Consider the following 23,798-nt stretch of genomic DNA (forward strand, 5'->3'; position numbering starts at 1 on the left):
TTCGTGTGGCCGCCAACCCCCTCGCTGGGGGCAATACCAGCGGCCCGGCAGAGCCGGTTCCGCGGTATTCCTGGATGAATTCAATCCGCCAGCTCGCTTTTTCCTTCAACTCTGAAAGGTGATCCGCATGTCGCAGAACTGGAAATTCGAAACCCTGTCGGTGCACGCCGGCTATTCGCCCGAGCCGACCACCCGCGCCGTGGCGCCGCCGATCTACCAGACGGTGGCCTACGCCTTCGACAGCGCGCAGCACGGCGCCGACCTGTTCGACCTGAAGGTGCCGGGCAACATCTACACCCGCATCAACAACCCGACGCAGGATGTGCTTGAGCAGCGCGTGGCCGCGCTGGAAGGCGGCATCGCCGCGCTCGCGCTGGCCTCGGGCCAGGCGGCCGTGACCTATGCGATCCAGACCATCGCGGAGGCGGGCGACAACATCATCAGCAGCACCGCGCTGTATGGCGGCACCTACAACCTGTTCGCCCACACGCTGCCGCAATTCGGCATCACCACGCGCTTCGCGGACCACCGCGATCCGTCGAGTTTCGATAAGCTGTTCGACGAGAAGACCAAGGCGGTGTTCGTCGAATCGTTGGGCAACCCGGCCGGCAACGTGACCGACATCGCGGCCATCGCCGAGATCGCGCACCGCCACGGCGTGCCGCTGATCGTCGACAACACGGTGCCGTCGCCGTACCTGAGCCGGCCCATCGAGCACGGCGCCGACATCGTGGTGCATTCGCTCACCAAGTACCTGGGGGGCCACGGCACCAGCATCGGCGGCGCCATCGTCGATTCGGGCAAGTTCCCGTGGGCGGAGCACAAGCAGCGCTTCAGGCGCTTGAACGAACCCGACGTGAGCTATCACGGCGTGGTCTACACCGAGGCGCTGGGCGCGGCCGCCTACATCGGCCGCGCACGCGTGGTGCCGCTGCGCAACACGGGCGCGGCCATCTCGCCGTTCAACGCCTTCCTGATCCTGCAGGGCATCGAGACGCTGGCGCTGCGCATGGACCGCATCAGCAGCAATGCACTGGCGGTGGCGCAGCACCTCAAGCAGAGCAAGGCCGTCAACTGGGTGAACTACGCGGCGCTCGAAGACCATGCCGATCATGCGCTGGCGAAGAAGTACTTCGGCGGCCGTTCCAGCGGCGTGCTGACCTTCGGCATCGGCGCCGGTCGCGAGGGCGGGGCGAAGTTCCTCGATGCGCTGAAGCTCTTCACGCGCCTCGTGAACATCGGCGACGTGCGCTCGCTGGCCACGCACCCCGCATCGACCACGCACCGGCAGTTGTCGCCCGAAGAGCTTGCCAAGGCCGGCGTCACGGAGGACACAGTTCGCCTGTCGGTCGGCATCGAGCACATCGACGACCTGATCGCCGACCTCGAACAGGCCTTGGCCGCAGCCAGGTGATCGCATCGCTCCTGTTTTACCCATCCCGATCATTCCTTCAACCTGAAAGAGAAAGAAATATCATGTCCATCCAAGCCATCAACGTGCGCAACCAGTTCAAGGGCAAGGTCCGCGAGATCATCCGCGGCGACGTCGTCTCCGAAGTCGACGTCGAGACCGCCTGGGGCATCGTCACCTCGGTCATCACCACGCGCTCGGTCGACGAGCTGCAGCTGAAGGTGGGCTCCGACGTGGTCGCGCTCGTGAAGTCGACCGAGGTTTCGATCGCGAAGCTCTGACGGACCCTCGGGCATCTGCGATGACCCGGCGCCGCTTTGGCGCCGGGTTTTTTCGTTTTCGAGGGTGTGTGCTTGCAGCGATCTGCGGGGCATGGCGGCGTTGGTTGCAGCTGCAACAGGCGCCCTGGTCCACGCGGCTGACAAGCGGTATTCGCTTGATTCAGTAAAGAAGATCGAAGTCGTCGAACCCTCCAGTGGGTCTGTGTGGGAGAACAAGGATCTCCTGGATTGCTCCGATGTCGTGTTCAGGTGACGCTTCCGTGACTTTCAGAAATGGAAAGATCATCGTCATCGGAGTTGAGCCCACAGGGAGGATCAACATCTTCGAGGCGAACGCCCAACTCGAACCTGGCGGTGTTCCTGAAAGCAGAGCGTGGATCAGACCGCGCCGGCCGTGCGCGCCGCCACCGCGGGAGCCGCTGCCTGACATGCGGCTATACAACGTCTGGTTGTTAGGAACCGACTTTTCGGTTGTTTGAGCTTGCGCCCCGGGCTCCTACAGTGGTGGCCATCGCCATCAAGGCGAATCCAACGCATAACAGGAGCCGCACAGCATGTCAGTGGAAGTTGAAGAACTCGTCTTGCCCGAAGCACTGGAACAGGCGCGCGCCAAGGCCACCGAAAGCAATTTACCTTACGCCGGCGGCGTGACGCCACCGGTGGCCTGGGAGTTGGTGCAGAAGGGCCTGGCCGTGCTGGTCGATGTGCGCTCGGGTGAAGAACGCAAGTTCGTCGGCCATGTGCCCGAGAGCCTGCACGTGGCGTGGGCCACCGGTACGGCGCTCACGCGCAACCCCCGCTTCGTGCGCGAACTCGAAGCCAGGCTTGCGAAGGACGGCGGCAAGGAGGCCGTGGTGCTGCTGTTGTGCCGCAGCGGCAAGCGGTCCGCGCTGGCGGCCGAGGCCGCTGCCAAGGCGGGTTTCACGCAGGTGTTCAACGTGCTCGAAGGCTTCGAGGGCGAGATCGATGCGCAGCAGCATCGCGGCGGCTCCGACGGTTGGCGCTTCCACGGCCTGCCGTGGGTGCAGGACTGAGCGCACCAGGCACATCTTCCAGGGAGAAACACACATGGCCCATTTCGAAGTGAGCGACATCGTGCGTGCGCTGCACAGCGTGCGCGACGAGTGGCGCGACTCGCAGCGCCGCTCGCGCGAGCCCGGCGCACGCGAGTTTCCGTCGCGCGATGCGCTTGCGCAGACCGTCGAGTCGCTGAAAGGCGCGCTCTTTCCGATGCGGCTGGGCCCGCCGGACCTGCGCCACGAGAGTGAAGACTTCTACGTCGGCCACACACTCGATGCGGCGCTGCAGGCGCTGCTGGCGCAGGCACGGCTTGAACTCAACTACAACGCGCGCCACGAGCCGCGCCCCGCGCACGAGGTCGATGACATCGCCACCGAGGCCGTGCGCCGGTTCGCGAACGCACTGCCTGGACTGCGCCGCCTGCTCGACAGCGACGTGCTCGCGGCCTACCAGGGCGACCCGGCTGCGCGCAGCGTCGACGAGGTGCTGCTGTGCTACCCCGGCGTGCTCGCGATGATCCACCATCGCCTTGCGCACGAACTCTACAAGCTCGGCCTGCCGCTGCTGGCACGCATCGTGGCCGAGTTGGCGCACGGGCAGACGGGCATCGACATCCACCCGGGCGCGCAGATCGACGCGGGCTTCTTCATCGACCACGGCACTGGCGTCGTGATCGGCGAGACGGCGGTCATCGGCAAGCGTGTGCGGCTGTACCAGGCCGTGACGCTCGGTGCCAAGCGTTTTCCGATCGACACCGAGGGCAACCTGCAGAAGGGGCTGCCGCGGCATCCGGTGGTGGAAGACGACGTGGTCATCTACGCGGGCGCGACCATTCTCGGCCGCGTCACGCTTGGCAAGGGCGCGGTCATCGGCGGCAACGTCTGGATCACCGACGACGTGAAACCGGGTGCGAGCGTCACGCAGGCCAGCCTGCAGAACGCACCGAAGGGTGGCGCATGAAAGCATTCGTCGAAGACTTCGGCGTGACCATCCGCCAGCTGCGCGAAGGCGAGGGCTGGTCGCAGGAGGAGCTGGCCGAGCGCTCCGATCTGAACCGCTCCTACGTGGGCGAGATCGAACGCGGCCGCGTCATCCCGTCGATCGTTACCGCGCAGAAGCTGGCCACCGCGCTCGGCATCAACATGGTCGGCCTGCTCATGCGCTGCGAGCAGTTGGAACAATCGCGTCTTGCGCGAAGGATCAACTTGGCGGCTATAGCCTGTTGAGGGAAAACCCGTGGCTACCGGACACTGGCGGCCACTTTCTTCTCAACACGGAGCCTTGATTCATGAGCGCAACAGTCGGTGGTATCACCGCCCTTGGCGACAACGCCGCACGCCAGCTGGCCAATGCCACCAAGACAGTCCCCCAGCTCGAAACCATCAGCCCGCGCTGGCTGACGCACCTGCTGCAATGGGTGCCGGTGGAGGCCGGCATTTACCGCGTGAACAAGGTCAAGAATCCCGAATCGATCAAGGTCACCTGCACCTCGCGCGAAGAAGAAAACCAGCTGCCGCGCACCTTCGTCGACTACGAAGAAAGCCCGCGCGAGCACTACCTCAATGCTGTGAGCACCGTGCTCGACGTGCACACCCGCATCTCCGACCTCTACAGCAGCCCGCACGACCAGATCAAGGAGCAGCTGCGCCTCACGATCGAGACGATCAAGGAGAACCAGGAGAGCGAGCTCATCAACAACCCTGACTACGGCCTGCTGGCGCAAGTGACGGAAGAGCAGCGCATCTTCCCGCTGACCGGTGCGCCCACGCCTGATGACCTCGACGAGCTGTTGACCAAGGTGTGGAAGGAGCCGGCATTCTTCCTCACGCACCCGCTGGCCATCGCCGCTTTCGGGCGCGAAGCCACGCGCCGCGGCACGCCGCCGCCGACTGTGAGCCTGTTCGGTTCGCAGTTCATCACCTGGCGCGGCATTCCGCTGATTCCGTCGAACAAGGTGCCGGTGGCCGACGGCAAGAGCAAGATCCTGCTGCTGCGCGTGGGCGACAAGCGCCAGGGCGTGGTGGGCCTGTTCCAGCCGGGTCTGTCGGGCGAGCAGGGCCCGGGGCTGTCGGTGCGCTTCATGGGCATCAACAATCACGCGATCGCGTCTTACCTGATCTCGCTGTACTGCTCGCTCGCGGTGCTGACCACCGACGCGCTGGCCGTGCTCGACGACGTCGAGATCGGCAAGTACCACGACTATCCCGACACCTACAAGTAAGCCGCGGTGAGCAGCACACCCACGTTCCCGGGCGAGGCGCCGTTCGATCCGGCCGTTCTCGCGCGCATGGCCAGCGCCATGTTCTCCGCGCCGCCGGGCGCGCAGTTTCCCGCCAACGTCGCACCGCCGGGCTCGCCGCTGGTGAGCCCCGCGGGCTTTGGGCCGAGCGTGCCGGGCACGCCGATCCCACAGGGGCAGATTCCGGGCGCCAACGTGCTGCCGGCATCGCCGACGCAGCTGCCCTCGCTCGCGAACCGCGCGCCGGCGCTGCTGCCGCATGCTGTGGCGGGCAACGGCGTGCCGGACACGGTGCTGTCGGTGGCGCCGGCTTTCGAGTCGCGCTCGGGCGGCGTGGTGCAGGGCGTGCCGCAGCAGGTGGGGGCGCCTGCGTCGCCGCAGGCAGCCTCTGCATCACCGTTCTACTTCCTGAACAACAGCTACGGACATCCGACGGCCGTTGCCAGTGACGGTTTCGCGATCCACGATCCGTTCGCGGGCCTCGCTGCGTCGACGACGCAGCCCGCATTGCCACCGAGCCCGCCTTCGGCGCCGGCCGGACGCGATGCGCAGTTCTACTTCGTCGATGCGGTGCGCCTGCCCAACGGCTTCGTCACGCCGGCCAAGCCCGATCCGCGCGGCCCCGACGCGGTGCCGCTGGCCGGCAGCGGCCAGCATCCGCCGTTCGACGTGCACGCCGTGCGACGCGACTTCCCGATCCTGCAGGAGCGCGTGAACGGCAAGCAGCTCGTGTGGTTCGACAACGCGGCCACCACGCACAAGCCGCAGTCGGTCATCGACCGCATCGCGTACTTCTACGAGCACGAGAACTCGAACATCCACCGCGCAGCCCATGAGCTGGCCGCGCGCGCGACCGACGCCTACGAAGGCGCGCGCGAACGGGTGCGCCGCTTCATCAACGCACCCGAAGTCGAAGAGGTGATCTTCGTGCGCGGCACCACCGAGGCCATCAACCTCGTGGCCAAGAGCTGGGGCAGCCAGCACGTGGGCGAGGGCGACGAGATCATCGTGTCGAACCTGGAGCACCACGCCAACATCGTGCCGTGGCAGCAGCTTGCCGCCGCCAAGGGCGCGAAGCTGCGCGTGATCCCGGTGGACGACTCGGGCCAGGTGCTGCTCGACGAATACCGCAAGCTGCTGAACGACCGCACGAAGATCGTGGCAGTCACGCAGGTCTCGAATGCGCTGGGCACCGTGGTACCGGTGAAGGAGATCGTCGAGCTGGCGCACCGCGCGGGCGCGAAGGCGCTGGTCGACGGCGCGCAATCGGTGTCGCACATGCGCGTGGACGTGCAGGACATCGGAGCCGACTTCTTCGTGTTCTCGGGCCACAAGGTCTTCGGCCCCACCGGCATCGGCGTGGTCTGGGGCAAGCGCGAGGTGCTCGAAGACATGCCGCCGTGGCAGGGCGGCGGCAACATGATTGCCGACGTGACCTTCGAGAAGACCGTGTTCCAGCCGATCCCGAACAAGTTCGAGGCCGGCACCGGCAACATTGCCGATGCCGTGGGGCTGGGCGCCGCCATCGACTATGTCAACAAAGTCGGTATCGAGAACATCGCGCGCTACGAACACGACCTGCTGCTGTACGGCATGGCGCAGCTCGGTGCGATTGCGGGTGTGCGGCTGATCGGCACGGCGGCCGACAAGGCCAGCGTGATGTCCTTCGTGCTCGACGGCTACAGCACCGAGGAGGTGGGCCACGCGCTCAACGACGAGGGCATTGCGGTGCGCACGGGGCACCACTGCGCGCAGCCGATCCTGCGGCGCTTCGGCGTCGAGACCACAGTGCGGCCGTCGCTGGCGTTCTACAACACCTTCGACGAAATCGACCGGCTGGTGGCGGTGGTACGGCGGCTGGCCGGCCAGCGGCGCACGCGGTAGCGCGGCCGGATCAGGGCTTCGATGTGAGGTGCTGCCTGAAAAAGGCGAGCACCCTGGCATTGAAGTCCGCATGGAAGGCGGAGCGGTCGAAGCCGGCGCCGTCGTTGCAGATCTCCGGCAGGGCCTTGGCCATGGCGGGCGCGCAGGGCGCCAAAAACGCGAAGTGCCCGGCGTTCGCGGCCACGTGCCAGTCCGGCGGCACGGGAAGGTTGCGGCGGATGGCTTCCACGTCGTCCGGAGTCACCCCGTCGCCGCCACGGGCAGAGGCCCAAAGCTGGACGGGCACCGCGACCTGATTCAACCCCTCGGCGTCGAAGAAGCTCAGCGGATCGACGATGACGGCGGCCTTGATGCGCGCATCGCGCACCGGAGGCGCAGGCAGCTCCTGGCGCTGGATCTGTCCGCAGAACGGAATCTTCGATGTCGGCGTGCAAAAGCGCAGGCCGAGCCTGAAGTCAGGCACCGCGCCCGTCGCCACGAGGCCGGTGAAGCCACCGCGGGAGAAGCCGAAGAAGCCGACCTGGTCGGCGGCGAGCTTCTCGCGCGCGGGCCACGCGCCGAGCATGTGGTCGGCCAGCCGCCGCATGTCGACAGGCCGCGCGGCCAGGGTCGAGAGATGGCCCCGGCGCTCGAGATCCTGGAAGTTGTCGTTCGGGTGGTTGATGGCGGCGACCACGAAGCCGGCATCGGCCAGCGCGGCCGCCGTGTCGTGGTGACCCAGGAACGAGCCACCCGAGCCGTGCGACATCAGCACCAGCGGGAGCTTCGTGCCGGCGATGGGGCAGTCTCTGGTGGCCGAAATGGCGATCAGTCCGAACGCGATCTCGCCGGGCGCCGTCTCGCAAGGTGTCCACACCGCGCCACGCAAGGCCGGCCCGTCCTTGTCGGCCGGGACTTCGATGAAGCTGAAGCCCGCCGCATGGCTCCATGCGGCAGTCAGGCAGAGCGCGGCAGCCAAGGCAAGGCGATGCAGGAACATGGCGTGCAATGCCTCAAGGGCAAGGGATGGTGGGGCACAAGTGTGCCGTCTCCCGACCCATGCGACCAGCCCGTTTTGCGTCGGGCGATGCGAGCGCGCTATGCTCTGTCGCTGTCAACAACGCAGCTTGTCTTCGCATGTCCCAGCCCCAGGTTTCCTCCCCCGGCGTTTCCAGTTCTCCAGAATCCTGCGACGTGTTCGTGATCGGCGGCGGCCCCGCCGGGTCGACGATTTCGGCGCTGCTGACGCAGCAGGGCCGCAAGGTGGTGCTGGTCGAGAAGGAACACCATCCGCGTTTTCACATCGGCGAATCGCTGCTGCCCGCGAACGTCGAATTGTTCGACAAGCTCGGCGTGCGCGACCAGGTCGAGAAGATCGGCATGCCCAAGTTCGGCATTGAGTTCGTCTCGCCCGAGCACGAGCACCGCAGCTACGTGGACTTTGCCGAAGGGATGGACAAGTCGCTCGACTCCGCCTGGCAGGTGCGCCGTTCGGAGCTCGACGAGCTGCTGTTCCGCAACGCGGCCGTGCGCGGCGCGCAGACGATCGAAGGCTGCAAGGTGCGCGACGTGGCCTTCGATGCCGACGGCGCCACGGTGCGAGCCGAGATGGACGACGGCGCACGCCGCAGCTGGCGCGCCCGCTTCGTGGTCGATGCCACCGGCCGCGACACGCTGCTGGCCAACAAATTCCGCTGCAAGGAAAAGAACCCGGACCACAACAGCACCGCGCTGTTCGGCCACTTCACGAACGCCGAGCGGCTGGAGGGTAAGAAGGAAGGCAACATCAGCATCTGCTGGTTTCCGCATGGCTGGTTCTGGTTCATTCCGCTGGCCGACGGCACCACCAGCGTGGGCGCGGTGTGCTGGCCGTACTACCTGAAGACGCGCGACAAGCCGCTGAAGGAGTTCTTCTACGACACCATCGCGACCTGTCCGGTGCTGGTGGAACGCCTGAAGAACGCCACGCTGGTCGACGATGCGGTGCATGCCACCGGCAATTTTTCGTATTCGAGCACGCATGCCACGGGCGATCGCTACCTGTTGCTGGGCGACGCCTTCACCTTCATCGACCCGATGTTTTCCTCGGGCGTGTACCTCGCGATGCACAGCGCCTTCGACGGCGCCGAACTGGTGGCAAAGGCGCTCGATCGGCCCACCGAGCTGGCGGCCGCACGCAAGGACTTCGAGGCCATGATGCGCAAGGGCCCGCGCGAGTACTCGTGGTTCATCTACCGCGTGACCAACCCGACCATCCGCGACATGTTCATGCATCCGGGCAACCCCTTCCGCGTGAAGGAGGGGCTGATGTCGCTGCTGGCCGGCGACATCTACCGCGGCACGCCGATGCGGGGGCCGCTCGGCATGTTCAAGGTTCTGTACTACTTCATCTCGGTCACGCACATGCGGCGGACCTGGGAGGGCTGGAAGCGGCATCGCTTCAACATCCGGGACATGGGCATGTTGAAGGGGGAGACGATCCTCAAGTCGGAGTAGCCGCCAGCGCTACTGCGCGTTCAACGCCCAGTGCGGGGCTGCTGAGTACGTCGATGCCGAGGTCCGCGAGCAGGGCGGCCACGGGGGCCATCGAGGCCTGTGCCAGCACGACGACGTCGGCCCTGCCTGACGCAGCGCGGATCGAACGGGCCAGGGCCTCGATGTAGCGCGTGCCGTCGCCGGCTTCGAAATAGGGCCAGGCTTCTTCGACGAGCAATGCGTCTGGTTGCACCGTGACGCTCGCGTTCTCCGCAGCGCAGAGAATCAAGGCCTCTGTAGGCGCAAGCGTGCTTTCGAGCGCCGCCACGATCAACACGCGCGGCCCGGCGCGCACAGCGCGGTCGGCCATGGCGCGATCGATGCGCATGGCCTTGAACGCGCCGCTCGGAGCTGTTCGTTCCGCGATGGCGCCAATGGTCGAGCAGGTGCAGACGACGACCGCAGCACCGCCGGATGCGGCTTCGCGCATGGCGTCGTGAACGCGTGTCACGAGCCCCGAGTCATCGAGGCCCACCACGCGCGCATCGGCCAGCAGGTCCTCCCGCACCGAATGCCGCACGCGCAGGGCGGGCGCGATCTCGCTCGCCAGCCGCTCGAAGGTCGGCACATGCACCTGTGCCGTGTGCAGGAACGCCAGCGCGTCGCGCATGGCCTCAGGCGCTCGCCGTGCGGGCGCGTTGCGCTTCGTAGGCCTTGAGGTGGACGTATGCGGTGCGCAGCACCGTCGGCACTGGTGAATTACTTGGCGCCGCGCGGCTCAGCAGGTCGCCGACGATGTGATCCGCCTCGACCGCCGCGCCGCGCACCATGTCCTTGTACATCGACGCCGTCATCGGCGAGCCGGCGGCCGTCATGATGGCGCGCCCGCGCTGCACGGCGGCGGGGCGGGGCGCAAAGCCGTTGTGCGCGGCGATGGCGCAGCACTCGTCGAAGATCGACAGCGCCACGTCCTGCCCGCCGGCGCTCACGATGTCGCCAATGGACGCGCGCATCAAGCTCGTGAGGCCTGCTGCCGAAGCGATGAAGACCCACTTTTCCCACATGTCCTGCGAGATGCTCTCGCTGGCCGTGGCATCGAATTTCGCACCCGCGAACTGTGCCGCGATGGCATCTACGCGGGCCGAGCGGCCGCCGGCGCGTTCGCCGTAGCTCAGCCCATGCATGTCGTTGAGGTGCAGCACGTGGCCCTCGTCGTCGAGCGTGGCCGAGATCATGCACAGGCCGCCCAGCACACGCTCGCTGCCGAAGCGTTCGGCCAGGCGGTCGAGGTGGCTCATGCCATTGAGCAGCGGAAGGATCACGGTGTCGGGGCCGACCGCCGGCGCGAAGGAGTCCATCGTCGAATCGAGGTCGTAGGCCTTGCTGCCGACCACGACCACATCGTAGGGGCCGTCGATGCCGTCGGCCAGCACGTGCCTGGGTGCGGGCAGCTGCAGGTTGCCGAAGGGACTCTGCACCACCAGCCCGGTTTTTGCGAGCTGTGCCGCACGGCGCGGGCGCAGCAGGAAGGTGACGTCTCGCCCCGCCTCCAGCAGACGGCCGCCGAAATAACCACCGAGTGCGCCGGCACCCACCACCAGAAATCTCATCGCGTGTCGCTCCTGAGCCAAAAAAAGATCGGAAGCGATGATGCCTTCGTTCGCGCGAGGCTGCTTTGCGCCGTCGCCTTCTCCAGCAGTCGCTGGCGGGCAAAGGGCCGCATCAGGCGTGCGCCTTGGGGGCGCAGTGCGAAGAAGAGGACCGGGTCACGGGAGCGTCCTGCGCCTTGATGGGGTTGGCGGAATGCGGTTCAATTCGACGCCGTACGCCCGGCACCGCATGGGCTTTTCCAGATAAGGTCTTGGGCGCTTCGCATAATCGTGTCCGTCATTCCAACCCCTCACACAAGGAGATTCGTCCATGGCCCAGACCCGGATCGCCGTCATTGTCGGCAGCCTGCGCAAGGATTCGTACAACCACAAGCTGGCCCTCGCGCTGGCGCACCTCGCACCCGCGGACTTCACTTTCGAGAACCTGCGCATCGACGACCTGCCGCTGTACAACCAGGACGACGACGGCAACCAGGCGCCGGCGGTGAAGCGCATCAAGACCGAGATCGCGGCGGCTCAGGGCCTGCTGTTTGTCACGCCCGAATACAACCGTTCGGTGCCCGGCGTGCTGAAGAACGCCATCGACCATGCGTCGCGCCCCTATGGCCAGAGCGCATGGGCGGGCAAGCCGGCCGGCGTGCTCGGCATTTCGGTGGGTGCCATCGGCACCGCGCTGGCGCAGCAGCATCTGCGCAACATCCTGGCCTACCTCGATGTGCCCACGATGGGCACGCCCGAAGTGTTCCTGCAAGCCAAGGACGACCTGTTCGACGACAAGGGCCACATCGGCAACGAAGGCTCGAAGAAGTTCCTGCAGAGCTGGATGGACAAGTACGTGGCCTGGGTCAAGAACCACGCAGCCTGATCTGATCTGCTCCGCGCAAAGCGAAAAAAGCCGCCCTGCCGGGCGGCTTTTTTCATGGTGCGGGAGCGAACTCAGGCTGCGACGGCGGCATCGCGCTGGTTCGCGGCTTCGGCCGTCGCCACCAGGATGTCGGCGCGGGCCGCGGCCAGGGCCTTGCCCCTGGCTTCGTCGCCCATCGCCACGCCCTCGGCGCGCACGAAGCGCACGTCGGTGATGCCGAAGAAGCCGAAGATCACCTTGAGGTAGCTCTCCTGGTGTTCCATTGCCTGGCCGCCTTCGCTGGTCGAGTAGATGCCGCCGCGGGTCGAGGCCACGATGACGGTCTTGCCGCCGGCCAGGCCCACGGGGCCCTTGTCGGTGTACTTGAAGGTGCGGCCGATCTGCGCGAGGCGGTCGATCCAGGCCTTCAGTTGCGTCGGGATCGAGAAGTTGTAGAAGGGCGTGCCGATGACGATCACGTCCGAGGCCAGGAACTGGCTCACGAGCTTTTCGGACAGGGCGTTTTCACGCTGTTGTGCTTCCGTGGGCTGTGCTTGCACGCCGGTCTTGATGCCCAGCGCATCGGCGCTGAAGTGCGAGGGGGTGTCGACGGCCAGGTCGAGGTATTCGACGGCGGTGTCGGGGTGGGCGGCGCGCCACGCGGTCACGACCTCGGCCGAGAGCAGGCGCGAGGTGGAGTTGGTACCGAGGATGCTGGAGTCGATGTGGAGCAGCTTCATGTCAATCAATCACTTTCTGTGTTGGCTGTCGGCGCTCAAGGTGGCCGGCGGATGGAAGAATTCTATTTTTGTATCGAGTCTTCGATAAGTGGCCAAAAATTGCCTAGATCGTCCTGTTTGCAGGACAATCGATGCCATGCAAGACCTCAACGACATGGTTTTCTTCGCCGAAGTGGCTGAGCGCGGCGGCTTCGCGGCAGCCAGCCGGGCGCTCGGCATTCCCAAATCGCGCCTGTCTCGCCGCGTGGCGGATCTGGAGGAGCGGCTCGGCGTGCAACTGATGCAGCGCAGCACGCGGCGCCTGTCGCTCACGCCGGCCGGCGAGATCTACTTGCGGCATTCGTCCGCCATGCGTGATGCGGCGCAGGCGGCGGCCGAGGCGGTGGCGCAGGTGCAGACCGAGCCGAGCGGGCTGGTGCGGCTGAGCTGCCCCGTCACCATCGCCTACAGCGGGCTCGCCCATCTGCTGCCTCAGTTCATGGAGCGCTACCCGGCGGTGCGGGTCGACGTGCGGGTCATCAACCGACCGGTGGACCTGATCGAGGAGGGCATCGACATCGCGCTGCGCGTGCGGCCCAGCATCGAGGACAGCACGGCGCTGGTGGCCAAAGTCCTGGGCACCAGCCGTGGCGTGCTGGTAGCCAGCCCCGAGCTGATGCAGCGCCAGGGGCCGGTCCAGGCGCCGGCCGACCTGGCGCGGCTGCCGACGCTGGCGATGTCGGCCAACGGCGAGGGCCGCAGCGAATGGCGCCTCGAAGGCCCGAATGGCGAAATCCACCTGCATTCGCACACGCCGCGCTACGTGGCGGACGACATCGCGACCCTGCAGGCGGCCGCGCTCGCCGGCATCGGCGCCACGCTGCTGCCCGACTACATGTGCCGCCCCGATCTCGATGCGGGCCGGCTCGTGAAGGTGTTGTGCGACTGGGGGCCGTCGACGGTCATCGCGCACATGGTGTTTCCACCGCGGCGCGCGCTGGTGCCGGCAGTGCGGCGGCTGATCGATTTCCTCGTCGAGCATATGCAGGGCGTGGAGATGCGGATGTACTGAGGGGGCCGCGGCTTGCTGTGAAAAGATGAGCGCCAAATTCCCCCGCCATGTCTTCGTTATGCGGAAAACGCCATATCCAAACAAGCAGATATTCGTTTGGCATTGAAGCAATGGTTCGCACAATCCGAAGCTCCCATCCATCCCAGGAGCGACCATGGCGACTCTGCGACTCGGCGATACAGCCCCCAATTTCACCCAGGATTCCAGCGAAGGCCCCCTCGACTTCTACCAATGGGCCGGCGATTCGTGGGTGGTGTTCTTCTCGCACCCGGCCGACTTCACGCCCGTGTGCACCACCGAACTCGGCAAGACCGCGGCGCTGTCGGGCGAGTTCGCCAAGCGCGGCGTGAAGCCCATCGCGTTGAGCGTCGATCCGGCCGACAAGCACAAGGAATGGATCGGCGACATCAACGAGACGCAGAACACCACGGTCAACTTCCCGATCATTGCGGACGCAGACCGCAAGGTGGCCGACCTGTACGACCTGATCCACCCCAACGCCTCGGCCACGGCCACGGTGCGCAGCGTCTACATCATCGACCCGAAGAAGGTCATCCGCGCGACCATCACCTACCCGGCCTCGACCGGCCGCAACTTCGACGAGATCCTGCGCGTGATCGACTCGCTGCAACTCACCGACAGCCACAAGGTGGCCACGCCCGTGAACTGGAAAGACGGCGACGATGTGGTCATCATCCCGAGCATCCAGGACCCGGCCGAACTGGCCCAGCGCTTCCCCAAGGGCTTCAAGGCCGTCAAGCCTTACCTGCGCATCACGCCGCAGCCGAACAAGTAAGAGCGGAACAGCAGGCGGTGAAAGCATCGACGCTCCTTCGTGGAACACCGCGGAACCGGCTTTGCCGGGCCGCTGGTGTTGCCCCCGGCGAGGGGGGAGGCGAAGCGACACGAAGTGCGCGAAGCCTGGGGGAGTGCTCATGAACACCCGCGTCATCATCGTGCCAGGTTGGCGCGACTCCGGGCCCGGCCACTGGCAGAGCCTGTGGCAGGAGCGCATCCCCGGCGCGGCGCGGGTGGTGCAGGACGATTGGGCCTCGCCCAAGCGCGATGCATGGGTGTCGACGCTGGCGAAGCTGGTGCTCGACAGCCCCGGCCCGGTGGTGATCGCAGCGCACAGCCTGGGCTGCATCGCCACGGCGCACCTGCCGGCCGAAGCCGCTGGCCGCGTCCAGGGCGCGCTGCTGGTGGCGCCTGCGGACCCCGAACGCCGCGCCGTGCTGTCCGACTTCGCGCCCGTGCCGTACGCCGCGCTGCCGTACCGCAGCATCGTGGTGGCCAGCAGCAACGATCCGTACTGTCCGATCCGCCTGGCGGGCGCCTATTCGCGCGCCTGGGGCAGCGAGTTCGTGCGGATGCAGAATGCGGGCCACATCAACATCGATTCGGGGCACGGGGACTGGCCGCTGGGCCTTGCCTTGCTTCAGTCCTTGACCGACGAGCCCGCCGCCTGGTCGGCGGGCCGTGAATTTTCAGAAAACCTGGCAACCACATGACTTCCAGAATCAAGACCTTCGTCGCCGTGCTCGCGCTGGCGTCTTCCGCACTCGCCGGCAGCAGCGCCTTTGCCCAGGGCACCGGGCTGCTGAACGCCTCGTACGACGTGGCGCGCGAGTTCTACAAGGACTACAACGCGGCCTTCGTGGCGCACTACAAGAAGGCCACCGGCAAGGACGTGAAGATCGACCAGTCGCACGGCGGCTCCAGTGCGCAGGCCCGCGCGGTGGCCGACGGCCTCGACGCCGACGTGGTGACGATGAACACCTCTACCGACATCGACTTCCTCGCCAACGCCGGCGTGGTCGCGAAGGACTGGAACAAGAAATTCCCCGACAACGCATCGCCGACCACGTCGACCATGCTGTTCCTGGTGCGCAACGGCAACCCCAAGGGCATCAAGGACTGGGACGACCTGGTCAAGCCGGGCGTGCAGGTCGTGATCGTCAACCCCAAGACCGGCGGCAACGGCCGCTACGCCTACCTGGCCGCCTGGGGCTACATCAAGAAGAAGGGCGGCACCGACGCCCAGGCCGCCGAGTTCGTCGGCAAGCTGTTCAAGAACGTGCCGGTGCTGGCGCGCGGCGGCCGCGACGCGACCACCGCCTTCCTGCAGCGCAACATCGGCGATGCGCTGATCACCTTCGAATCGGAAGTGGTGTCCATCGACCGTGAATTCGGCACCGGCAAGGTCGACTCGGTATACCCGTCGATCAGCATCGTGGCCGAGAACCCGGTGGCCGTGGTGGAACGCACCGTCAACAAGAAGGGCACGGGCGAACTGGCCAAGGCTTATCTCGATTGGCTGTACTCCGACGAAGCGCAGGAAATCGCGGCCAAGCATGCGCTGCGCCCGCGCTCGCAGGCTGTGCTCAAGAAGTACGCATCGACCTTCAAGCCGCTGCAGCTGTTCACGGTGCAGGAATTGTTCGGCAGCCTCGGCGAAGCACAGAAGGTGCACTTCAACGACGGCGGCCAGTTCGACAAGTTGTACACCCCCGGCGGCAGGTAATGAGCGGCGCTGTTTCTTCGGCGCTCCCGTCAGCGGGAGCGCCTTTTTCGCGTGCTGGCAACCGTGCCGGGGGCGCCAAGCGCGTGCTGCCCGGTTTCCACATCACGCTCGGCTTCTCGATTCTTTACCTCAGCCTGATCGTGCTGATCCCGCTGTCGGCGCTGGTCTTCAAGACATTCACGCTGACCTGGGAGCAGTTCTGGGTGGCCGTGACCGCGCCGCGCGTGATGGCCTCGTACCGGCTGACCTTCGGCGCCTCGCTGATCGCGGCCATCGTGAACGCGGTGTTCGGCCTGCTGGTGGCCTGGGTGCTGGTGCGCTACAAGTTCCCGGGCAAGCGCATCGTCGATGCACTGGTCGACCTGCCGTTCGCGCTGCCGACGGCCGTGGCCGGCATCTCGCTGACCGCGCTGCTCGCGGGCAACGGCTGGGTCGGGCAACTGCTGGAGCCGCACGGCATCAAGCTGGCGTTCACGCCGGCGGGCATCGTGATCGCGCTGATCTTCATCGGGCTGCCGTTCGTGGTGCGCACGGTGCAGCCGGTGCTCGAAGACACCGAGAAGGAGCTGGAAGAAGCCGCCACCTCGCTGGGCGCGACGCGCCTGCAGACCTTCACCAAGGTGATCTTTCCGTCGATCGCGCCCGCGCTGCTCACCGGCTTTGCCATGGCTTTCGCACGGGCGATCGGCGAGTACGGCTCTGTGATCTTCATCGCCGGCAACATGCCGATGATCTCGGAGATCACGCCGCTCATCATCATCGGGAAGCTGGAGCAGTACGACTATGGGGGCGCCACGGCTGTTGCGCTCGTGATGCTGGTCATTTCGTTCCTCTTGCTGCTGGTCATCAACGGCCTGCAAGCCTGGCAGCGCCGCCGCGCGGGAGCATGAGATGAGCGCCCCTTCCAAAGTCATTCGCCGCGCGCAAGCCGGCACCACCGAGTCGCCCTGGGTGCGCTGGGTGCTGATTGGCCTCGCGCTGGTATTCATGTTCCTGTTCCTCGTGCTGCCTCTCGCGGCAGTGGCGACCGAGGCCTTGCGCAAAGGCGTTGGCGCTTATCTTGAAGCACTGAAGGAGCCCGATGCCTGGAGCGCGATCCGCCTCACGCTGATCACGGCCGCCATCGCGGTGCCGATGAACCTCGTGTTCGGCGTGGCGGCGGCCTGGGCCATCGCCAAGTTCGAGTTCCGCGGCAAGGCCTTCCTCACCACGCTGGTGGACCTGCCGTTCGCGGTGTCGCCGGTGGTGGCGGGCCTGATCTATGTGCTGGTGTTCGGCGCGCAGGGCTGGCTCGGTCCGTGGCTCGCCGAGCACGACATCAAGATCATCTTCGCCGTGCCCGGCATCGTGCTGGCGACCGTGTTCGTGACCTTCCCGTTCATCGCGCGCGAGCTCGTGCCGCTGATGCAGGCGCAGGGCACCGACGAGGAGCAGGCGGCCATCGTGCTCGGCGCGACCGGCTGGCAGACCTTCTGGCGCGTGACGCTGCCCAACATCAAGTGGGGCCTGCTGTACGGCGTGATCCTGTGCAACGCGCGTGCCATGGGCGAGTTCGGTGCGGTGTCGGTGGTGTCGGGCCACATCCGCGGGCAGACCAACACCATGCCGCTGCACGTGGAAGTGCTCTACAACGAATACCAGTCGGTGGCCGCCTTCGCCGTGGCCTCGCTGCTGGCGATCCTGGCGCTGGTCACGCTGGTGATCAAGTCGGTGATCGAATGGCGCCACGAGCGCGAGATGAAAGCCATTGCCGAGCTGCCCCCGGAACGCCCCCCTGAAGCCACCGCGGCCTGAGAGAGTGAGAGAGAAGAAATCATGAGCATCGAAATCCGCAACATCAGCAAGCAGTTCGGCGACTTCCGCGCACTGCGCGACGTGAGCCTCGACGTCGATTCGGGCGAACTGGTCGCGCTGCTCGGCCCCTCGGGCTGCGGCAAGACCACGCTGCTGCGCATCATCGCGGGGCTGGAGACGGCCGACGCGGGCAGCATTCTTTTCTCGGGCGAGGACACCACCGACGTGCACGTGCGCGAGCGGCAGGTGGGCTTCGTGTTCCAGCACTACGCGCTGTTCCGCCACATGACCGTGTTCGAGAACGTGGCCTTCGGCCTGCGCGTGAAGCCACGCAAGGAGCGCCCGAGCGACGCGCAGATCAAGGCCAAGGTGACCGAGCTGCTCAAGCTGGTGCAGCTCGACTGGCTGGCCGACCGCTACCCGTCGCAGCTCTCCGGCGGCCAGCGCCAGCGCATTGCGCTGGCCCGTGCGCTGGCGGTAGAGCCCAAGGTGCTGCTGCTCGACGAACCCTTCGGCGCACTCGACGCCAAGGTGCGCAAGGAACTGCGCCGCTGGCTGCGCCGGCTGCACGACGAGCTGCACGTCACTTCCATCTTCGTCACGCACGACCAGGAAGAGGCGCTCGAGGTGGCCGACCGCGTGGTGGTCATCAACAAGGGCCAGATCGAACAGGTCGGCTCGCCGCAGGACGTGTGGGACAAGCCCGCGAGCCCGTTCGTCTACGGCTTCCTGGGCGACGTGAACCTGTTCCATGGACGGGCCGACAACGGCCAGGTGCAGCTCGAAGGCATGCGCCTCGACTCGCCCGAGCACAGCGGCGCGCGCGACGCCAAGGCGCGCGCATATGTGCGCCCGCATGACATCGACGTGACACGCTATGTGCCTGGCGCCTCCGGCATCGTCGCCACGCTGGCGCGCGCCATCGTGGTCGGGCCCATCGCGCGGCTGGAACTTGAACCCACCGAAACGAATCCAGATAATCCGGGCTCCGGAACCATCATCGAGGCGCAACTCCCTGCGCAACAGTTCCGGGAACTGGGCTTGAAGGAAGGCGACACCGTCGTCGCCAATCCGCGCAAGGCCAGGGTGTTCGTAGAAGAAGATTGGGTGTCTCCTTGATCGATTGGTACTTCGGCGCGCCGCGCCGCGCGTTCGCGCTGATCTGCCTGGCCTGCGTTCTCATGCTGGCCTTCGGGCTCTACCTGCAGCACGTGGTCGGGCTCGAGCCTTGTCCTATGTGCATCGTGCAGCGCTATGCGCTGGTGCTGGTGGCGCTGTTCACCGGGCTGGCCGGGGTGTTCCGCAACGTCGGCCTGCGTGTCGCGGGCGGAGTGCTGGCGCTGATCGCAGCAGTTGGCGGCGCCTACACGGCGGCCTCGCAAAGCTGGCTGCAGTGGTATCCGCCCGAGGTCGTCTCCTGCGGGCGCGACCTCTACGGGATGATCGAGACCTTCCCTCTGAAACGCGCACTGCCGATGATCTTCCGCGGCGGCGGTGACTGTTCCAAGGTCGACTGGACGCTGTTCGGCCTGACGCTGGCGAACTGGTCGTTCATTGCTTTCGTCGTTCTCTCGCTGCTGCTGGTCACGCTGCTGCTGCGTTCGCGCCGCGCGCGCTGAAGCTCTCACCCCCAACCCTCTCCCGCAGGGGGAGGGGACAAGACATCAGTCCTGGAACGGCGGCTTCTTCGCCAGCTTGCGCAACACCAGCGCAGGCAGCCGCAACACGAACTCGACCATCAGCCGTGCATGCATCCACGTCAGCAGCACGTTGTCGCGCCCATAGCGGAAGTGCGAGACTCCGCCTTCTTCGGCCGTCAGGTATTTCACGGGCGCATCGATGTTCACGGGCTTGACGCCGCGCCATGCCAGCCGCACGACGGCTTCGGTATCGAAGTCGAAGCGCCGCATCCACGGCTGGCGTGCCATCACGGCGATCAGGTCGGCCACCGGGTACACGCGGAATCCGTAGAGTGAATCGCCCACGCCGGCGAACAGCGTTTCCAGCTGCGTCCATCCGTTCGACACGCGCCGCCCGCGTACGCGCAGCAGCGGCGCGCTGGCGTCGAACACCGGGCGCCCGAGCACCATCGTCTCGGGTCGGGTCAGCGATGCCTTCATGAATGCCGGGATCAGGTCCGCCGGATGCTGCCCGTCGGAGTCCATCGTCAGCGCATGCGTGAAGCCCGCGTCCTTCGCGGCGCGCAGTCCGTGCAGCACGGCAGAACCCTTGCCCTGGTTCTGCGGCAGCACCCACACGCGCAGGCCAGGATCGCTGGCGGCCATCTGCTGCAGCCGCTCGCCCGTGCCGTCGTCGCTGCCGTCGACCACCACCCACACGGGGTTCCATTGCGCGCGCGCCGCCGCGACTGTCGAGAACAGGCGTTCGCCGGTGTTGTAGCTGGGGATCAGGACAAGGTGGGTGCGCGAGGCGTCTGGCATTCGGGGGACGCGTCGATGGCGCGCTGCTCCATGTTTTGGCGGAAGTATTGTTCGAGCTCGGCCTGCAGCACGTCGCTGTTCTGCGTGGGCGCAAAGCGTTTGCCGAGCCGCAAGGTGAAGACGATGGGCAATGGCGGCACGCGCCACAGCGGCCAGCCTTTGCTGAGGTAGGGCGAATCGGTGTCGATGAACACTGTTTGAATGGGCGCTTGCGCGAGCTTGGCGATCAGCGTGGTGCCGGGACGGAACGGGTTGAGCGGCGGCGTCACCGTGCGTGTGCCTTCTGGAAAGATCACCAGCTGGCCGCCGTTGCGCAGGTCGTTCACGGCCAGTCGCACCATCGTGCGCGCCGACCTGTTGCTGATGTAGCGCGCCAGCCGCGCACCCGCGCCCAGGAAGATGTTGCCCATCAGGTCGGCCTTCATGATGCAGGCGCTGCGCGGCAGGCGCGCCACCAGCAGCAGTGCATCGAGCATGGTCGGGTGGTTGGCCACGAAGATCACGCCGGGCTCCTTGCGCATCGGGTCGAGGCAGGTGGCGTCGATGCGCATCATGCCGGTCACCGATGCCAGCCACCAGAACATGCGATACGCAAAGGCGATGGTCATGCGGCCCAGAGCGCGTGCTGGCGCGGCCGGCATCACCGGGTGGATCAGCATGGCAACGAAGTTCCAGACCAACGAGATCAGGCCCAGGAACAGCAACAGCGCGTAGAGCATCAACGCGAGCGGAATCGACATGAGAAATCGCAGCACGCGAGTCATTGAATCAGTCAATCGGACGATGGGTGCCGGACAACGACCGGTCAGGCCCGCAGCTCGCCGGCCGCGACCGTGTGGGCCTCGATCTCGACCAGGAGGTCGCTGCGGCAGATGTCGGCTTCGAGGTACACCGCGTGGCGCGCCATCGGCGCGTCGGCGCCGAGCGTGTCCTCGATGATGCCGCGCACCGTCTCGGTGTCCGACGGATGCCGCACGTAGACCACGCAGTCGAGTTCGGCCAGCGAGAACTTCGCCGTGCCGCGCTCGTTGGCGGCCGCGATCACCGCCTGCAGGTTGCGCAGCGTTTCGCGCGTCTGCTCCGGCAGGTTGCCGCGGTGCACGGTCTCGTGGCCGACGATGCTCGCAGTGCCCGAGATGAAGAGCGCGATGTTCCCGTTGCCGATGTCTGCCAGCGCGGCGCGCGAGAAGGTTGGCGAGCGCGGGCCGTAGGTTTCGGGATAGCGGTAGGCCGAGACCTGCCGCGGGTTTTCGACCGGCAGCGGCGCCTGCTGGCCGGCCAGGAAACGGATCGACAGGGCGCCCTGGTGGATGCCCAGCGCGCAGGCCGCCGGCGCGCCTTCGAAGGCAGCACGGCCGGCTTCGAGAAACGCTTCCTGCCGGCCGAGGTTGAACTGGCGGTAGCGTTCCAGCCCGCCGCCATCGGCATTGATCTGCGGCAGGTAGTTCCAGATGCGCTGCAAGTGCGGTGTGCCGGCCTGGTCGAGCGTCTTGAAGAGATCGCGGTAGGCGCGGTGCGCGAGTTCGGCGAGGCCCTGCCTTTCTCCGGCCTCGTCGAGATCGATGGCGCCGAGCAGCCAGTGCCCGTCGGTGCGCCAGCGCGCAATGCCGGTGGTGCCCGACTCGATGCTCGGGCCGCTTGCATGCCACACGTCGGCCATGGCGCCGTTGGCAGACAGCACGCGCGCGTTGACCGTCGGCATCCAGGCCACGCCGTGCGGCGTTCCATAGCCGAGCGCCGCGAAGGGCGCCTTGCCGTCGGTGGCCAGCGCAAGGCTGGCCGGCAGAGACAAGCGCTCGACGCGCAGATGGGAAGAAGAAGTGTCGTCCTGAACTCGCACTGTCAGCTGGCCTCGGCGGGATGTTCGGGTTTGGTGGCGGTATAGGACGAGAAGACGCCGAGGCTCGCATGCCGGCGCACGTCGCAAAAGCCCGCGGTGGCCAGCGCCTGCATCACCCGCTCGGGGGGAATGCAGGCCTCGATCGTGTCCCAGTAGTAACGCCACAGTTCGGAAGTGTTGCGCTGGCGGCCGACCACGCGGGCGATCAGCGGCACGACGGCACGCATGTAGCCCTTGAGCAGCGCCGTGGCGACGCGGCCTTCGGGCTTGGTGATTTCGAGCACCGCCACGCGCCCGCCGGGGCGCAGCACGCGGTGGAATTCGCCGAAGGCCGCCGCCACGTCGCTGATGTGGCGCATGGCGTAGCCCATGCTCACGAAGTCGCAGCTGGCGTCGGGCCGGGGCAGGGCTTCGGCCACGCCGCGCACCAGCTCGACGCCGGGCAGCTTGACCTGGCTCATCATGCCGGCGCTGGGATCGACGCCCACGAGGTGGCCCATGGAGCCAATGAGCTTGAGCGCCTCCCGGGCCACGAGCCCGGTGCCGATGCCCACGTCCAGCACCTGCATGCCTGCCGAGAGTCCGGCCTGCTGCAGTGCCGCACGGCGGTACGACGGACCGGTGCCGAAGGCCAGCACGCTCTCGATGCGGTCGTAGTCCGCCGCCGTGCTGTCGAAGATGCGCAGCAGGAACGCCTGATGCTCGGCCTCGGTCTTGTAGTACAGCGGCAAAGGAGCGTGCGGCGGCAGGATGTCGGGATTCCCGGGCCCGACGGAAGGCGATGGCGTCATCGAACGATTATCACCAAAAGCCCTACCCCGAATTCCCGGCCCGCGACGGGCGTTGTGTGCGCCGGACAGTAAACTCGGAGCTTGCTTTGAAAACACAAGACAGCGAGATAGAAAGCCATGGCCGGACATAGCAAGTGGGCGAACATTCAGCACCGGAAGGGCCGCCAGGACGAGAAGCGGGGCAAGCTCTGGACCCGCGCCATTCGCGAAATCACGGTGGCCGCCCGCGCCGGCGGCGCCGACCTGGGCTCCAACCCCCGGCTGCGGCTGGCGGTGGAAAAGGCCAAGGCGGTGAACCTGCCGATCGACACCATCAAGCGCAACATCGACAAGGCCACGGGCAATCTCGAAGGCGTCAATTACGAAGAAATTCGTTACGAAGGGTACGGCATCGGCGGCGCGGCGATCATCGTCGACACCATGACCGACAACCGCGTGCGCACCGTGGCCGAAGTGCGCCACGCCTTCTCCAAGCACGGCGGCAACATGGGCACCGAAGGCTCGGTGGCCTTCCAGTTCAAGCACTGCGGCCAGTTCGTCTTTGCGCCGGGCACCAGTGAAGACAAGGTGATGGAAGTGGCGCTCGAAGCGGGCGCCGAGGACGTGGTTACCGACGACGACGGCGCCATCGAGGTAATCACCGCCGTGGCTGACTTCGAAGCAGTGAAGAACGCGCTCGAAGCCGCGGGCCTGAAGCCCGACGCGGCTGAAGTCACCATGCGCGCCGAGAACACCGTGGACGTGACCGGCGAGGACGCCGCAAGAATGCAGAAATTGCTCGACGTGCTCGAGGACCTGGACGACGTGCAGGACGTTTATCACAACGCCTCGCTGTCGGAATGAATGACTGTTTGTTTGTTGAATCACTGCGAGA

At 66.4% G+C, this 23,798-nt stretch carries 26 protein-coding genes; 18 read left to right on the forward strand and 8 right to left on the reverse strand.

Features of this window, described 5'->3' with window-relative positions:
* The first annotated feature begins 127 nt into the window (after nt 1-127).
* The 7 genes from ACCD11_RS00255 to ACCD11_RS00285 all read left to right on the forward strand — a co-directional run bounded on the left by ACCD11_RS00255 (nt 128) and on the right by ACCD11_RS00285 (nt 6,835).
* A complete protein-coding gene (locus tag ACCD11_RS00255; RefSeq protein ID WP_413311604.1) occupies nt 128-1,414 on the forward strand; it encodes an O-acetylhomoserine aminocarboxypropyltransferase/cysteine synthase family protein in 1,287 nt (428 codons plus the stop codon).
* A 62-nt stretch (nt 1,415-1,476) separates the two neighbouring features.
* Entirely contained in the window at nt 1,477-1,692 is a 216-nt protein-coding gene (locus tag ACCD11_RS00260; protein WP_007829250.1) for a TOBE domain-containing protein, read from the forward strand.
* A gap of 554 nt (nt 1,693-2,246) precedes the next feature.
* Complete coding sequence (locus ACCD11_RS00265; RefSeq protein ID WP_413311609.1) at nt 2,247-2,726, forward strand: rhodanese-like domain-containing protein; 480 nt, start codon at nt 2,247-2,249, stop codon at nt 2,724-2,726.
* A gap of 34 nt (nt 2,727-2,760) precedes the next feature.
* Nucleotides 2,761-3,672, forward strand: a complete 912-nt coding sequence (gene epsC / locus ACCD11_RS00270; protein WP_413311611.1) for a serine O-acetyltransferase EpsC — start codon at nt 2,761-2,763, stop codon at nt 3,670-3,672.
* Entirely contained in the window at nt 3,669-3,938 is a 270-nt protein-coding gene (locus ACCD11_RS00275; protein WP_007829247.1) for a helix-turn-helix domain-containing protein, read from the forward strand. Before epsC ends, ACCD11_RS00275 begins: the two co-directional genes overlap by 4 nt.
* Before the next feature lie 62 nt (nt 3,939-4,000).
* A complete protein-coding gene (locus ACCD11_RS00280; protein ID WP_056598965.1) occupies nt 4,001-4,933 on the forward strand; it encodes a family 2A encapsulin nanocompartment shell protein in 933 nt (310 codons plus the stop codon).
* A 66-nt stretch (nt 4,934-4,999) separates the two neighbouring features.
* Nucleotides 5,000-6,835: a family 2A encapsulin nanocompartment cargo protein cysteine desulfurase gene (locus ACCD11_RS00285; RefSeq protein ID WP_413311992.1), complete on the forward strand. Its 1,836-nt coding sequence runs from the start codon at nt 5,000-5,002 to the stop codon at nt 6,833-6,835.
* A 10-nt stretch (nt 6,836-6,845) separates the two neighbouring features.
* On the opposite strand, the gene ACCD11_RS00290 is transcribed toward ACCD11_RS00285, so the two are convergent.
* Nucleotides 6,846-7,814, reverse strand: coding sequence for an alpha/beta hydrolase family protein (locus tag ACCD11_RS00290; RefSeq protein WP_413311614.1), 969 nt, complete (start codon nt 7,812-7,814; stop codon nt 6,846-6,848).
* A 137-nt stretch (nt 7,815-7,951) separates the two neighbouring features.
* Here ACCD11_RS00290 and ACCD11_RS00295 point away from each other — a divergent pair, with 137 nt between their 5' ends.
* Nucleotides 7,952-9,310, forward strand: coding sequence for an NAD(P)/FAD-dependent oxidoreductase (locus tag ACCD11_RS00295; RefSeq protein WP_413311616.1), 1,359 nt, complete (start codon nt 7,952-7,954; stop codon nt 9,308-9,310).
* Here the strand turns inward: ACCD11_RS00295 and ACCD11_RS00300 are convergent.
* Together ACCD11_RS00300 and panE are read right to left on the reverse strand one after the other, a co-directional pair.
* Entirely contained in the window at nt 9,297-9,959 is a 663-nt protein-coding gene (locus ACCD11_RS00300; RefSeq protein WP_413311619.1) for an Asp/Glu/hydantoin racemase, read from the reverse strand. The genes ACCD11_RS00295 and ACCD11_RS00300 overlap by 14 nt on opposite strands.
* Before the next feature lie 4 nt (nt 9,960-9,963).
* Nucleotides 9,964-10,899: a 2-dehydropantoate 2-reductase gene (gene panE, locus ACCD11_RS00305; RefSeq protein ID WP_413311622.1), complete on the reverse strand. Its 936-nt coding sequence runs from the start codon at nt 10,897-10,899 to the stop codon at nt 9,964-9,966.
* Between the two features lie 310 nt (nt 10,900-11,209).
* Between panE and ACCD11_RS00310 the strand changes: the two genes are divergently transcribed.
* Nucleotides 11,210-11,764, forward strand: coding sequence for an NADPH-dependent FMN reductase (locus tag ACCD11_RS00310; protein ID WP_413311623.1), 555 nt, complete (start codon nt 11,210-11,212; stop codon nt 11,762-11,764).
* Between the two features lie 71 nt (nt 11,765-11,835).
* On the opposite strand, the gene ACCD11_RS00315 is transcribed toward ACCD11_RS00310, so the two are convergent.
* Nucleotides 11,836-12,483, reverse strand: coding sequence for an FMN-dependent NADH-azoreductase (locus ACCD11_RS00315; protein WP_413311625.1), 648 nt, complete (start codon nt 12,481-12,483; stop codon nt 11,836-11,838).
* A gap of 136 nt (nt 12,484-12,619) precedes the next feature.
* Between ACCD11_RS00315 and ACCD11_RS00320 the strand changes: the two genes are divergently transcribed.
* The 8 genes from ACCD11_RS00320 (at nt 12,620) to ACCD11_RS00355 (ending at nt 19,471) form a co-directional block, all read left to right on the forward strand.
* Complete coding sequence (locus tag ACCD11_RS00320) at nt 12,620-13,534, forward strand: LysR family transcriptional regulator (protein WP_007829226.1); 915 nt, start codon at nt 12,620-12,622, stop codon at nt 13,532-13,534.
* A 154-nt stretch (nt 13,535-13,688) separates the two neighbouring features.
* Nucleotides 13,689-14,330: a peroxiredoxin gene (locus ACCD11_RS00325; RefSeq protein WP_007829225.1), complete on the forward strand. Its 642-nt coding sequence runs from the start codon at nt 13,689-13,691 to the stop codon at nt 14,328-14,330.
* A gap of 139 nt (nt 14,331-14,469) precedes the next feature.
* Nucleotides 14,470-15,045 (forward strand): RBBP9/YdeN family alpha/beta hydrolase, encoded by a 576-nt coding sequence (locus tag ACCD11_RS00330; protein WP_413311628.1) that lies wholly within the window; start codon nt 14,470-14,472, stop codon nt 15,043-15,045.
* Complete coding sequence (locus tag ACCD11_RS00335; protein WP_007829223.1) at nt 15,042-16,058, forward strand: sulfate ABC transporter substrate-binding protein; 1,017 nt, start codon at nt 15,042-15,044, stop codon at nt 16,056-16,058. Before ACCD11_RS00330 ends, ACCD11_RS00335 begins: the two co-directional genes overlap by 4 nt.
* A complete protein-coding gene (gene cysT, locus ACCD11_RS00340) occupies nt 16,058-16,948 on the forward strand; it encodes a sulfate ABC transporter permease subunit CysT (protein ID WP_413311630.1) in 891 nt (296 codons plus the stop codon). The genes ACCD11_RS00335 and cysT overlap by 1 nt, the downstream gene beginning before the upstream one ends.
* Nucleotide 16,949: 1 nt before the next feature.
* A complete protein-coding gene (gene cysW / locus ACCD11_RS00345; RefSeq protein WP_413311631.1) occupies nt 16,950-17,852 on the forward strand; it encodes a sulfate ABC transporter permease subunit CysW in 903 nt (300 codons plus the stop codon).
* 21 nt (nt 17,853-17,873) lie between these two features.
* Entirely contained in the window at nt 17,874-18,971 is a 1,098-nt protein-coding gene (locus tag ACCD11_RS00350; protein ID WP_413311633.1) for a sulfate/molybdate ABC transporter ATP-binding protein, read from the forward strand.
* The gene (locus ACCD11_RS00355; RefSeq protein ID WP_413311635.1) at nt 18,968-19,471 is read left to right on the forward strand and encodes a disulfide bond formation protein B; all 504 of its coding nucleotides are present in this window, start codon (nt 18,968-18,970) and stop codon (nt 19,469-19,471) included. Before ACCD11_RS00350 ends, ACCD11_RS00355 begins: the two co-directional genes overlap by 4 nt.
* A 45-nt stretch (nt 19,472-19,516) precedes the next feature.
* On the opposite strand, the gene ACCD11_RS00360 is transcribed toward ACCD11_RS00355, so the two are convergent.
* From ACCD11_RS00360 to ACCD11_RS00375, 4 genes are all read right to left on the reverse strand, one after another.
* The gene (locus ACCD11_RS00360; RefSeq protein WP_413311636.1) at nt 19,517-20,293 is read right to left on the reverse strand and encodes a glycosyltransferase family 2 protein; all 777 of its coding nucleotides are present in this window, start codon (nt 20,291-20,293) and stop codon (nt 19,517-19,519) included.
* Nucleotides 20,260-21,033 carry a lysophospholipid acyltransferase family protein gene (locus ACCD11_RS00365; RefSeq protein WP_413311637.1) on the reverse strand — a complete coding sequence of 258 codons (774 nt, stop codon included), beginning with the start codon at nt 21,031-21,033 and terminating at the stop codon, nt 20,260-20,262. Before ACCD11_RS00365 ends, ACCD11_RS00360 begins: the two co-directional genes overlap by 34 nt.
* 65 nt (nt 21,034-21,098) lie before the next feature.
* The gene (locus tag ACCD11_RS00370) at nt 21,099-22,133 is read right to left on the reverse strand and encodes a hypothetical protein (protein WP_413311639.1); all 1,035 of its coding nucleotides are present in this window, start codon (nt 22,131-22,133) and stop codon (nt 21,099-21,101) included.
* A 2-nt stretch (nt 22,134-22,135) separates the two neighbouring features.
* Nucleotides 22,136-22,924, reverse strand: a complete 789-nt coding sequence (locus tag ACCD11_RS00375) for a class I SAM-dependent methyltransferase (protein ID WP_413311640.1) — start codon at nt 22,922-22,924, stop codon at nt 22,136-22,138.
* Between the two features lie 117 nt (nt 22,925-23,041).
* Between ACCD11_RS00375 and ACCD11_RS00380 the strand changes: the two genes are divergently transcribed.
* Nucleotides 23,042-23,767 (forward strand): YebC/PmpR family DNA-binding transcriptional regulator, encoded by a 726-nt coding sequence (locus ACCD11_RS00380; RefSeq protein WP_007829214.1) that lies wholly within the window; start codon nt 23,042-23,044, stop codon nt 23,765-23,767.
* The last annotated feature ends 31 nt before the right edge of the window (nt 23,768-23,798 follow it).

Source organism: Variovorax sp. Varisp36 (assembly GCF_047304235.1).
Classification (GTDB): domain Bacteria; phylum Pseudomonadota; class Gammaproteobacteria; order Burkholderiales; family Burkholderiaceae_C; genus Variovorax.